The 12109-nt window shown below is 35.4% G+C and carries 12 protein-coding genes, 1 pseudogene and 1 riboswitch; of the genes and pseudogenes, 10 read left to right on the top strand and 3 right to left on the bottom strand.

What is annotated here, in order from left to right; translation table 11 throughout:
- The first annotated feature begins 217 nt into the window (after positions 1-217).
- The 3 genes from BM260_RS13740 (at position 218) to BM260_RS13730 (ending at position 2721) form a co-directional block, all read left to right on the top strand.
- Entirely contained in the window at positions 218-517 is a 300-nt protein-coding gene (locus BM260_RS13740; RefSeq protein ID WP_322788095.1) for a DUF6509 family protein, read from the top strand.
- Positions 518-647: 130 nt separating this feature from the next.
- Positions 648-833 (top strand): hypothetical protein, encoded by a 186-nt coding sequence (locus BM260_RS13735; protein ID WP_093537921.1) that lies wholly within the window; start codon positions 648-650, stop codon positions 831-833.
- 346 nt (positions 834-1179) lie between these two features.
- On the top strand, positions 1180-2721 hold the full coding sequence (locus BM260_RS13730) for a Mur ligase family protein (RefSeq protein WP_093537920.1): 1542 nt from the start codon (positions 1180-1182) through the stop codon (positions 2719-2721).
- A 95-nt stretch (positions 2722-2816) separates the two neighbouring features.
- Here BM260_RS13730 and rluF read toward each other — a convergent pair whose 3' ends face one another.
- Entirely contained in the window at positions 2817-3521 is a 705-nt protein-coding gene (gene rluF, locus BM260_RS13725; RefSeq protein WP_093537919.1) for a 23S rRNA pseudouridine(2604) synthase RluF, read from the bottom strand.
- Positions 3522-3612: 91 nt separating this feature from the next.
- Here rluF and BM260_RS13720 point away from each other — a divergent pair, with 91 nt between their 5' ends.
- From BM260_RS13720 to BM260_RS13705, 4 genes are all read left to right on the top strand, one after another.
- The gene (locus tag BM260_RS13720) at positions 3613-4578 is read left to right on the top strand and encodes a DUF4003 family protein (protein ID WP_093537918.1); all 966 of its coding nucleotides are present in this window, start codon (positions 3613-3615) and stop codon (positions 4576-4578) included.
- 51 nt (positions 4579-4629) lie between these two features.
- A complete protein-coding gene (locus BM260_RS13715; RefSeq protein WP_093537917.1) occupies positions 4630-5103 on the top strand; it encodes an acyl-CoA thioesterase in 474 nt (157 codons plus the stop codon).
- Between the two features lie 20 nt (positions 5104-5123).
- Positions 5124-5501 carry a hypothetical protein gene (locus BM260_RS13710; protein WP_093537916.1) on the top strand — a complete coding sequence of 126 codons (378 nt, stop codon included), beginning with the start codon at positions 5124-5126 and terminating at the stop codon, positions 5499-5501.
- A gap of 108 nt (positions 5502-5609) precedes the next feature.
- Positions 5610-6416 carry a hypothetical protein gene (locus tag BM260_RS13705; protein ID WP_093537915.1) on the top strand — a complete coding sequence of 269 codons (807 nt, stop codon included), beginning with the start codon at positions 5610-5612 and terminating at the stop codon, positions 6414-6416.
- Between the two features lie 601 nt (positions 6417-7017).
- On the opposite strand, the gene corA is transcribed toward BM260_RS13705, so the two are convergent.
- Positions 7018-7980 (bottom strand): magnesium/cobalt transporter CorA, encoded by a 963-nt coding sequence (gene corA / locus BM260_RS13700; RefSeq protein WP_093537914.1) that lies wholly within the window; start codon positions 7978-7980, stop codon positions 7018-7020.
- Between the two features lie 202 nt (positions 7981-8182).
- A riboswitch (SAM riboswitch) is annotated at positions 8183-8285 on the top strand.
- A gap of 94 nt (positions 8286-8379) precedes the next feature.
- Here corA and BM260_RS13695 point away from each other — a divergent pair.
- Positions 8380-9117, top strand: a complete 738-nt coding sequence (locus tag BM260_RS13695) for a cyclase family protein (RefSeq protein WP_093537913.1) — start codon at positions 8380-8382, stop codon at positions 9115-9117.
- 133 nt (positions 9118-9250) lie between these two features.
- A pseudogene (locus BM260_RS18675) lies at positions 9251-9385 on the top strand (5-methyltetrahydropteroyltriglutamate--homocysteine S-methyltransferase); the annotation flags it as partial.
- A gap of 167 nt (positions 9386-9552) precedes the next feature.
- Here BM260_RS18675 and BM260_RS13690 read toward each other — a convergent pair.
- Positions 9553-11028 (bottom strand): BCCT family transporter, encoded by a 1476-nt coding sequence (locus tag BM260_RS13690; RefSeq protein ID WP_093537912.1) that lies wholly within the window; start codon positions 11026-11028, stop codon positions 9553-9555.
- A 418-nt stretch (positions 11029-11446) separates the two neighbouring features.
- Between BM260_RS13690 and BM260_RS13685 the strand changes: the two genes are divergently transcribed.
- On the top strand, positions 11447-12109 hold the full coding sequence (locus BM260_RS13685; protein WP_093537911.1) for a GntR family transcriptional regulator: 663 nt from the start codon (positions 11447-11449) through the stop codon (positions 12107-12109).

The following is a 12109-nucleotide window of genomic DNA, read 5'->3' as shown; positions in this document are numbered from 1 at the left end:
TTCCCAAGACAAAAGACAATATAGAATACAGCACTTCATTTATATTTCTACCGAATATTAATAGTAAAAGATATAAAGGAACTAAAATATAAATAAATTTTTCTGGATTTAGACGCATTTTTTCACTCCTAAACTTGGTAGTTGCTAAGCATTATTATATCAATAATAATGAAAATGGATTATTATCTAGAAAAAATGATAAACTATAAGTACGGAGGTGGACTTTTTGAAAATAACATCCTACGAAGTTGATAAGTTAAACGATCCAACAGGAATTATAACAGGCGATCGTTATGAATTCTTACTTGGATTAGAAGTACCTGAAGACGATGAACTTTTTGATGAAAATAATTCATTAGACTTACGTGTTATTCTAGTCGTAGAAGAAACAGAAGCGCGTATTGTACAATACCATTTCTTAAATCGGAGTAACGGTAAAGTATTAGACTTTGGTTTAGAAGACGAAGAAGAAGCAGTCGTTCTTGCTTTTTGTAAAGAACATTATAACAGTAAATAAAAACCGAGAAGCGAATTAAATCGCTTCTTGGTTTTTATTTTTAGCCTGTTATCTCAAAGTTTGTTGCTTAAACTGGTAGGAAAAACCAATCGTAAATGGAGGTACACTTGAAGAAAAACAACTACAAATCATGATCACAATAGTTGGAAGTCTAGCTATACTAACGATTGGCGGTTTAGTGTTTAATCAGATTCATAAAAATTATCAAGCAAATGAACTTATTATAGAAAAGTTTTTTGAGAACTTTGATAAAGTAGAAGCAGTAATGGTGGAGAAGGATGGATTTTGGGCTCCAGTTACTTGTGAAAAAAAATAGCATTTTTAGACCTTGGTCTTCTATATGCACTCCTTATTATGTCAACCAACATTCAATTCGTTTTATGACATGCTGAATACTTTTCCCTCGACTTAACCCCCATTATTTCAAAGTTCTAATAGTAGTAGAGTCCAGAAATGACTACACGAAAACAACTTACTATTAAATAGACTGGAATAATAAATATTCTCATTCCTTTGCCACACGTTAACGGAGTATGTAACTAATTCTTAATCAGAATCACCTGTTTAAATAGAATTCTACTAATAATAGTTGTATGAGTTTAATTCTTATCGAAATTGAGGTAAACTGATGGAGAAGATTTACTATAAAAGGTGGCTGTTTGATGGAGATTACAAATTTATTGAAGCATATACCTGTTTTAGAAACTAAAAATGCTGGACCAATAAAAGTAACAGGACTTGCTTATAATTCACGCAAAGTGGAAAAAGGACAAGTATTTGTATGTATAAAAGGATTCAAAGTAGATGGACATCAATTTGCAGGACAAGCTGTTGAGAATGGTGCCGTTGCTCTAGTAGTAGAGGACTTTATCGATGGAATTGAGTTACCGCAATATAAAGTGGAAAATGGACGTGTGGCTCTAGCTACTCTTGCAGATGCTTTCTATAATCACCCGACACGGAAGTTGAAGACGATAGGGATTACCGCGACTAATGGGAAGACTTCTACTTCGTTTATGACGAATGCCATATTAGAAAACCATGGCTTTAAAACAGGGCTAATGGGGACAGTTGTAGTGAAAATTGGGGACTATGCCGAGCCTTCTGAATTAACAACGCCAGAATCACTTGATTTACAACGTTTTTATGCACAAATGGTGGAGGAGAATGTCAGTCATGCAACAATGGAAGTTTCCTCCTCTGCATTGGAATTAAATCGTGTAGGCTGTGTAGACTTTGATATTGTTACACTGAATAATATTAGTCGTGAGCATATCGACTTGCATTCTTCGTTTGAAAACTATTTTCATCATAAGTCTAGTCTTATTCGAAATGCTGGTGCTGATAAAGTAGCTATTTTAAACTTGGATGATTCTTATTCTGCTTCACTTATGAACAAAACGAAAGCAAAAGTTATTACCATTGGTGTTGAAGATCAATCTGCAGATGTTATCTGTACCAATTTAGACCTATCAACAGGAAGAGCCAAATTCACGGTGGAAATTCAACAAGATCTAGTAACGCAGGATCTAGTAATACCTCAGCAAAAATTTACAATTGAACTTTCAACTCCAGGTTTTCACTCTGTATATAATTCAATGGTCAGTATTGTGATTGCACTATTATGTGAAGTGCCAGTAGCTACTATCCAAAAAAGTTTGGCAGAGTTTGTAGGCGTAGAGCGTCGTTTTGAAATTATTTTTGAAGATGATTTTAAAATTATTGATGACCACTTTGCAAACAGTGGAAACATTGACATCACGCTTGGAACTTTAGAAAAAATGGACTTTGAACGTATCAAGCTTGTTTATGCTATTCGTGGAGATCGTGGAGTGACAGTGAATAGAGAGAATGCAGAGACTATTGCTAAATGGGCACCTAAACTTGGTATACATGAAGTGATTGCGACATTAAGTCGTTCCCATGTGACTCAAAAGGATGTAGTTTCGGAGAGTGAGCTTGAAGTATTCCTCGAAGTTATGGAAGAAGCGGGTATCAAAGTACAACTTTACGCAGAGTTGCCTGAAGCTATTAAACATGGTCTTTACGATGTTACGGATGGAGACTTACTGTTATTAGCAGGTTGCCAAGGAATGGATTATGGCGCAAAACTTGCACTTGAACAACTAGAAGTCATTCGTCCGAATGTCGATAAAAAGAAATTATTCCAACCGCTTGAAAAACGTGTAGCGGGAAACACATAATATGAAAAAAGCAGTTCCATTTTGTTGGAGCTGCTTTTTTTCATGAGTATAAATTTACCAATCAATATGCCATGTTAACCCTCTGCTCCACACTATTACCGTTTTGGTGAATAGTTAAGCGTCTGAAAGAGCTCTGTTTTTTCAGTAGGTGTAAGTTCTCTCCATTCTCCGATAGGGAGACCTTCAATAGATATGTTCATGATTCGTATTCGTTGTAATCTTTTCACTGAAAACCCTAATGCGGAACACATTCTACGAATTTGACGATTTAAGCCTTGGGTCAAGATAATGTTAAAGGTTTTTGGTCCAATTTTCTTTACTTTACATGGCAATGTTGTTGTCCCTAGAATATTTACACCGGCAGCCATTTTTTCTATAAATGTGTCGGTGATTTTTTCATTGACTGTCACAATATACTCTTTATCGTGGCTGTTTTCTGCACGTAGAATTTCATTTACAATATCACCATCATTTGTAAGAAGTATTAAACCGTCGGAATCTTTATCTAATCGCCCAATATGGAAAATACGAAGTGGATGATTAACGAAGTCGACAATATTACCTTTTATATGAGTTTCTGTAGTGCTAGTAATACCTACAGGTTTATTTAATACTAGATAAACGAGTGGTTGCTCTACAACAATTTGTTTGCCATCAACTCGAACATCATCGCCCGCTTCAACCTTACTACCGAGTTCTGCAGTTTTTCCGTTAATCACTACTCTTCCATCAGTAATCCACTTGTCGGCACCGCGTCTAGAAGTAATTCCTGCCTCACTTAGAAATTTATTAATTCGCATTATAGACACCTACTTTTCTTGATGCATTAATTATAACAAAAGTTGAAACTAAATTAGAGTAATAGCGTAAATTAGAAAAGGAGTGATTGGTATGACAGTTGAACAAAGATTAGAGCAAACATTTAATGCACTGAAAAAAACATTAGGTTGGACTGTAGATAAACGTATAACTTTGTCACTTGCAGGGTATTATGTAACTTTAGAAAAAGAATTTGATGAAAGTAGATATAAAGAAGTGTCTAGTCATTTGAAAAAAAGAGCTGGAATCTTTTCTACTTTACGCTCACATTTACATCCTCTTTTTGTAGCAACTCTAGATGTATCAGGAGCAGATCCGGAACAAGCAGTAAATCTGTATATGGAAAAAGCAGATGCTTTAAAACAGTTTGGTATTAAAATGAATAGCTATACTTATTTAGCTGCTCTTATGATGTCAGATCAAAAAGAGCAATGGTCATTTGAATTGAAGATGACACAAAAGTTAATGGATGATATGAAGACGTATCATCGTTTTTTAACCTCTACAGATGACTACCCTTATGCAATGTTTCTAGGGAAGATGGAAGGCGATACTGCAGTTCGAGCGGAAACGATGAATCGCTATTATAAAGAACTAAAGCAACATAAATTTTACACAGGGAATGAACTACAATGGATGTCACAGGTTCTCACGTACTCTAACCCTGAATATGAAGAAAATATGGTGAATAGGGCAGTTATTATCCGCAATGGTTTGAAAAGCGTCAAAATAAAAACATCCGCAGCACAATATCCTATTATTGGATTTATGGCAGCTTTAAAATTAGATGAAGAACAACTGAACGAGGTTGTAACAACCTATGAATCCATTGCTAGTACGAAATTATTTTCATGGTACAAAGACTCGGCTCTTCCCATTGCTTTCGGATTATCTTTAAGATCCTCTAAAGAAGCTTATGCAAGTGCCGCAATTTCCATGGCAACTTCTCTAGAGCTTATTTTACAAGCACAGCAAGCAATTATGATTTCGACTATGGCAGCAACAAGCGCTGCAGCAGCAAATTCTGGCTCAAATTGATGAACATGCTATACTAAACATATACTATTTAGATTAGAGGAGTTAGGAATAATGAACACGAATCCAATGAGTCAATCAAGAACTATTCAAACACATTTAATATTGCCACCAGATACAAATCACCACGAAACAATTTTTGGAGGAAGAGTACTTGCTTTTATCGACGAAATTGCAGCGATATGTTCTATGAAACATGCACAAGGAGCTGTAGTGACAGCTTCTATAGATTCTGTTGACTTCCTTTCATCTGCTAAAGTGGGTGATGTATTAGAGCTAGAAGCAGTTGTTTCTTCTACAGGTCGTTCTTCCATGGAAGTTTATGTTCAAGTAACGTCCATGAACCTACTTACAGGGGAAGAAAAACTAACAACAGAATCTTACGTAACAATGGTTGCGGTTGACGACAATGGGAAACCTGTACCTGTTAAGGGCATACATCCAGAAACAGAAGAGGAAAAACGTCTATTTGAAACGGGACCTGCTAGACGCGCTCATCGTAAGCAACGCCTAGAAATGAAATACTAAAAGAGTAGGAAGTGGCTCAAGTGCTAAAACAAATTGATGACCTTTACAAATATTTGATGGTTATGTTGCTTGTCATATATTTGATCAATTCAATTTATCTTCAAGAAGTTACTATCACTTTCACAGCAATTATACTCGTAATCCTCTTGGAATTTAGTAAGCATCGGCATCATATTAAACAACTAACTTATTCGCAACTATCTATTATCGGTATCGTATTACTAGCAGGTATTGCAAGTATCATTTATCTGTTAGTAACGATTCAAATATTCTTAGAGCCCATAGGTCTTCCCGAAAAAATGGAGAGTGCTCTATTCTTTGTATGTATAGTAATTGGGATATATATTTTATGGTATTTTATCGGTAAGCTATTTGGAAGAGCGTTGGAAAAACAATGAAAAACTGTAAGTGCATTGCTTAAAGCAGTGTGTTTACAGTTTTTTTGTTCAGTATTTTGATGGAACTATTTTGCTAATTCTTCGTAAAGACTATTAGAGGTGAAAAACTTGAAACATATTTATGAAAAATCAGCTCAATATACAAAATTCGCATCAATAAGCTTAGTAGGAATATACATAGTTTTGCTTATAGTTTTCAAAGATGTTATGTGGCAAGACTTTGAAACTCATTTTGCTGTTGGCTTTACATTACTTGTTTTATATAGCTCTTCTTTTTTGTTTCAACATGCTGCAGAAAAATTGCCTGAAGAGAAAAAAGTGGATAGCAATTATTACTCAGCTAGTTTTCCGATTCAGGAACTTAATTTCCAACGAGACGTTTCGTTAATTCCACAGACCTATTTAGTCTCCAGTACAGGGGAGCGGTTATATAAAATAAGTCCTACCGAAGAACAGCCCTTTCGAAGGAAACTATCCACATTAAATATTTTCAAAATGGGAATGTTCTTTCCAATTACTTATCGAATAATAACGATGGATGAGAAGGTAGTGTCTACGTTTACCATTCACAATAAGCTTAAGTTTATGAAAATAAAGGTACTAGATCATAATCGTTTACACGCAACTACTATTGTTATGCCACTAATGTCTTTAAAAAATAGAGCTATAATATTTGATGCAAATAACGAAAAACTACTTCAAATGGAAGCGAAAAGTGTATATGGAGACATTGACGTTCATGATTTAGGTGGTCAAAGATTAGCGACATATCGGTTTGGAATTTTCCCATATGCTACGCATCCTGCATTTGAAATACAAGCAATGAATGTCCATGTCTCTCTTGCGCATAATTTAACGCACACAGAAAAACTAACTTTTACTGCATTGTTTTACTATTGGACAGCCAATCAATAAAAACGAGCAAATTCATCTAGAATTTACTCGTTTTTTAAAAAGAAAATATATGTTCTATACTCATTATGTGCCCAAGAAGTATATAAAAATGTAACGTGAAAAATGAATTAGGGTGACTTAAAAGAATGAATAGTACTGCTGATTTCCGTTTCAGGTGGACGCTTTGCGCGGCCGTTGCCTCAGCCTCCTCGCTACGCTGCGGGTCTTCACATAACGCTTTTTCCGCTGGAGTCGCCACCTTCCACTGCAATCAAATGTGTAGTACTTAACTTTAAGATATTGCAGCCTTTCGCTTAGATGATATGAGTCGCCCAAGCTAATATAGTGATAAAATTGTCTGTTGAATTAGGGATACTACTCTGTAATACTTTTCTCAAAACATACTTACCTAGTTCTAAGAGTTGTAGAAGGGCGACGGGCAGATAAATGCCATAAGATTATTTAAAAAAAGCGATATTGGTTGTGACTAAGTCACAACCAATATCACTAAAAATTCAATCGGTAATCATATAGCAAGACGTTTGTCCAAAGTCCCTCGAAAACGAAAGAAACAGTTTTGACCTTCAAGGGACGGGCGCTTTTATACCTGGATTCTCTTATATTAATCTTTAAACAGATTAAACCACCCTTTATATTTGAACCAACTAAGCATAGAAAAAGCGATGAGGACCATAGCACCGAGTACTACGAAATAACTATATTTCCACTCAAGTTCAGGCATGTTTGCAAAGTTCATACCGTATACTCCAACAATGAACGTTAAGGGTATAAAAACAGTTGATACAATCGTTAAGATCATCATGATACGGTTCATCCTACTAGAGTTTATCGACATATGACTATCACGTATATCAGCTGTCAGCTCTCGATTAGATTCAATCATTTCCGTCAGTCGTATTAAATGGTCGTAAATATCGGCAAAGTAGGTGTGTTCTGTCTGCTGTAAATTCATTCGTTCTGAATTTAATATTCTATAAAGTAAATCTCGCATAGGAATAACTGTACGTCTTAAACGCAACAAATCTCCTCGTAGATCAAACACTGAATCCATAGAAAAATGGCGCATATCATAAGTAAGCTTGTCTTCTACAGCATTTAAATAGCCTTCAATTTTATAGACAATCGGAAAATAGGCATCTACTACTGTATCGATGATATTATAAGTTGCATGGATAGCACCTCTATCCCAGCCTTGTGAGTTTTGTCTAATACGCTGCCGTGCTTGCTCCATTTCATGCATCGGATGGAAATGAAATGACACTACATAGTCTTGACCAACAAATATGTCTAACTCTTCCGCTTCTAAGGTTTCCTCATTGAAAGAATGTAAAACAAAGAAGTTATAACCATCATAATAGTCCACTTTAGGACGCTGTAGCCTTTGTAAGCAATCCTCAATTGCCAGTGGATGAAAACGAAAGAAAGAACTAAGCAAAAGTTCTTCTTCTTTGGTTGGCTCGGCAATGTCAATCCAGTACCATTCAAACTTTCTCCGTTTTATATCTTCTATAGGAAAGTCATTTACTATTTCATGATCGGTCGTTATGCCAATCGTATGGATCATACATACCCCTCTTTTCATCACTATCTCTTTTCATATTATCTCATAGTCTTCATATTATTAATGTACCTAAAAAACAGAGGAAATGAAAAGAAAATTATGATGCTTCCACCATTAAAAATATTATATTCTAAATAAAAAGAAAATAATGGTTGACTTAGGTAATATCTATTTGTATACTAGGTATTAATCAAATAAAACAACTTTCTTATCAAGAGAGGTGGAGGGACTTGGCCCTATGATACCTCAGCAACAGGCAAAAATTTGTACTGTGCTAATTCCAGAAGCGTTATGCTTGAAGATAAGAAGAGACTAATTCACCGATGACGTGTAAACCTCTTCTTGTTTCTAAGAAGGGGTTTTATTTGATTTTAACTATAAAAAATAGGGGGAGAAATCAATATGTCATCGGAATTACTAAAAGCATTCAACACATTGAAGGAAAAGCAGTGGGTAGATTTAACACACACATTTGGAGCTAATTCACCACATTTCGCCGCTTTTAAAGCAGCTGAAATCGATACATTGTTTAATCATGATGATGGATTCTTTGCACAAAGCTTTCAATTTGCAGGACAGTACGGCACACATATAGATGCACCTATACATTTTGTAAGAGATACGCGTTACTTAGAAGAACTCGAATTGAAAGAATTGGTATTACCATTAGTCGTCATTGATCAGTCAAAGGAAGCGGCTGAAGATAATGATTTTACTTTATCGGTGGATGACATTTTCACATTTGAAAAAGCCCACGGAAAAATCGAAGAAGGCTCATTTGTCGCTCTTAGAACCGATTGGAGTAAACGTTGGCCAGACGAAAAGGAATTTAACAATAAGGACGCAGCGGGTAATAATCACGCACCGGGTTGGGGATTAGAAGCTTTAAAGTTTTTATTTCAAGAACGAAAGATTAAAGCTATAGGACACGAAACATTCGACACGGATTCAAGTGCTGACTATCTAAAAAACGGCGCATTACACGGAGAATATTATGTGCTTGAACAAGACACTTACCAAATAGAATTATTGACGAACTTAGATAAGCTCCCTGCAACAGGAGCCATTATTTTCAATATCGTCCCGAAGCCAGAAAAAGCCTCTGGATTTCCAGTTCGATCATTTGCAATCTTACCATAAAAGGAGCGAGATAAATGGACAGTTCAAACAGCTATTTAAGCACCATTTCGAGCGGACCATGTAGGAAGTTTGTTAAGACCAGAAAGTTTACTGGCGGGCATTTAGACTTCTTCGAACAAGGAAGCAACTCAATGTTCTACTTGAGCAGTTGAGAATTAATCCGCAATGCAGATTTGCTTCTACACATCATGGTAATAAGCTGACAGAAGAACAGCGGTATAAAAGATTAAAATACATTGTTGATATTTCTAGAGAAGTTTGGAGTTAATCCGTGTAAGATCTCGACTACTTTCCATACTCATTTGTAGAATACTGTAGCTGAGTAAAAATATAACTTTCTTTTTCGGATCTCATTTGATAATGAGAAAGAAAGTAAAGGTTTAAACATAAATGAAATGCCAAGGGAATAAACCCTTGGCATTTCATTTGTTTTCATTATTTTCTTTCTGCTTTTAAAGCCTTAAACAGTGAAATAATCATAAGCAACATTATGAATGAAAATGGTAAGGCGGCAATAATAATTGTATTTTGTAATGCCGCTAATCCATTAACGGATAACAAAATAATAGCGATTACGGATAATGTGATTCCCCAAGCGAGCTTCACTCTGTTCGGTGGAGTCAGGGATCCGTTGGTCGACTGCATACCAAGAACGAAAGTGGCAGAATCTGCCGAAGTAATGAAAAAGGAACCAATTAATAACACAGCAAAAACAGAAATACCTGTAGAGAAAGGCATCACATGGAACATTTCAAAAATAGTCAATTCAGTAGATGCTTGTGCTAAATCAGCAATGCCTCTCTTCTGAAAGTCAATGGCTGTTGTACCAAAAGCTGAAAACCAAAATGTTCCCAGTAAAGTAGGTGCTACAAGAACACCTGTAACAAACTCCCGTATTGTGCGACCTTTAGATACTCGAGCAATGAACATACTAACGAATGGTGCCCATGAGATCCACCAAGCCCAATAGAAGATAGTCCAATTGTCTAGCCATTCTCGATTATGACCATTTAATGGGGAAGTGCGAAAACTCATTTGTACAATATTCCCTAAATAACCTCCGAAAGAATCTGTAAACATATCTAAAATCAGTAAAGTAGGTCCCATAATAATGATAAAACCAAGTAAAGCAAGAGCTAATAGTAAATTCATATTGGACAAATATTTTATCCCTTTACTTAATCCCGACCAAGCAGAAGCTACAAAGAGGACGGTGACAATCGCTATAATGATAATTTGAGAAGTAATGCCAATTTTGAAGCCAAATAAGTAATTTAAGCCGGCATTAATTTGAACAGCGCCGAACCCAAGAGAAGTAGCAACGCCAAATGCTGTGGCAAAGACAGCGAGCACATCTACGAGAGTACCCCATGGACCTTCCATTTTTTTGCCGAAAATTGGTTTCAAAGTGGAGGAGATTAAGCCTGGCTCCCCTTTACGGAATTGGAAGAATGCAAGAGATAATGCAACAACCCCATACATAGCCCAAACATGGAATCCCCAGTGGAAGTAGGTTTGACGAAGGGATTCTTTAAAAGCTGCACTCGTACCTGGTTCAGCTGTAGCAGGATCGATGGCAAAATGTGATAAGGGTTCAGCTGCCCCATAAAAGACAAGCCCAATTCCCATACCAGCAGAAAATAACATAGAAATCCAAGTAATAGTTGAAAATTGTGGACGATCTGAATCTTTTCCCAGTCGGATTTTTCCATAGGGACTAAAGATGAAGAAGATGCTTAATATTAACATTAGCGTCATAAGTAACATATAGTACCAACCAAATGATGAAGCAACAAAAGATTTAATAGTACTAGTAATAGCTTCAAAACTTTCTGGGGCTAAAGCGCCGTATCCAACAGCTAATACTATTAAACCAATCGTTATATAAAATACCTTTGATAATTTTTTCATGTTTTCCCTCTCTCGCGTTTTTAGCTTAAACGCTTAACTATACTAATAAAATATTATAGAATCAACCAAAATACTTATATTTATTCCTTATAGTATTTCCATTTTAGCTGAGATTGAAACTTCTTAATTATTAACAAACTAAAATAATCGATACTAAATCAAAAGTAATAAAAAATTGCGAATAATTATAATTCTTTTCTCTGTGGGCAATAAAAACTATTCAATAGCTTTTCTTAGTGCAGAATTTCACTTTTCTGCGTATTACATCACATTTAGTTTATTAGACTAGTTCGATAAAATGAATATTCAGAAAAAGTATTGACAAACACCACTGAAAACGTTTACATTATATTTAGTTAAATGTTAACGGTTAACTGTTAACAAATAGAATTTTCAGAAAAATGAAGGTGGTTCTTTGTTGAAATTTGAAAAAAGACATATCAGTGAGCAGGTATTGATTTACTTAAGAAAAAAAATAATGCTCCAGGAGTTTAAAGAAGGGGATCACTTAAAAGAGTCCGAGTTATCCGAAGAGCTTTCTATTAGTAGAGGACCCATACGAGAGGCTATTTCTAAATTAGAAGCCGAAGGACTTGTTATTACACCTTCAAACGGACGTACAATTGTGCAGAAATTTGGAGAGAAAGACATAAGAAATCTATATGAAAGTAGAATTTTGTTAGAGATATATGCACTAACAATTCAGAACTCTGAAAAGTTAGATAATGAAGGGGAGTTACTCTATCAATATATACAAGAGATGGAGGAATCTTTAACGGGGGGCAAACAAAGTGTAGAAGCAGATTTAAAATTTCATCAACAGCTTTTGATGATGACTGGTAATCGCACTTTAATACGGTTATGGAATTCATTAAATGAAATCATTAAAACATTGATAGAAGTAACATCTGAATTTACGGCAGAACGACAAAATGAAATTGTTTTAGAACATAAGGTCATTGCAGATGCGTTACTTTTAAATAATATTGAACAAGCTCAATCACTATTAAGAACGCATTTAGAAGGGGCATCGGATTACTATAGTAAGGCGGTATTTGAATTGCAGGGAGAAGGAGAATGA

Origin of the sequence: Psychrobacillus psychrotolerans, assembly GCF_900115805.1 — a bacterium.
Lineage (GTDB): Bacteria > Bacillota > Bacilli > Bacillales_A > Planococcaceae > Psychrobacillus > Psychrobacillus psychrotolerans.
This window is presented reverse-complemented; position numbering and strand designations above follow the sequence as displayed.

Bases quoted from the DNA above. Each gene is read 5' to 3' on its own strand.
- rluF (WP_093537919.1), bottom strand. From the start codon at position 3,521: ATGCGAATTAATAAATTTCTAAGTGAGGCAGGAATTACTTCTAGACGC.
- BM260_RS13715 (WP_093537917.1), top strand. From the start codon at position 4,630: ATGAACACGAATCCAATGAGTCAATCAAGAACTATTCAAACACATTTA.
- BM260_RS13690 (WP_093537912.1), bottom strand. From the start codon at position 11,028: ATGAAAAAATTATCAAAGGTATTTTATATAACGATTGGTTTAATAGTA.
- BM260_RS13730 (WP_093537920.1), top strand. From the start codon at position 1,180: ATGGAGATTACAAATTTATTGAAGCATATACCTGTTTTAGAAACTAAA.
- BM260_RS13695 (WP_093537913.1), top strand. From the start codon at position 8,380: ATGTCATCGGAATTACTAAAAGCATTCAACACATTGAAGGAAAAGCAG.
- corA (WP_093537914.1), bottom strand. From the start codon at position 7,980: ATGATCCATACGATTGGCATAACGACCGATCATGAAATAGTAAATGAC.
- BM260_RS13735 (WP_093537921.1), top strand. From the start codon at position 648: ATGATCACAATAGTTGGAAGTCTAGCTATACTAACGATTGGCGGTTTA.
- BM260_RS13720 (WP_093537918.1), top strand. From the start codon at position 3,613: ATGACAGTTGAACAAAGATTAGAGCAAACATTTAATGCACTGAAAAAA.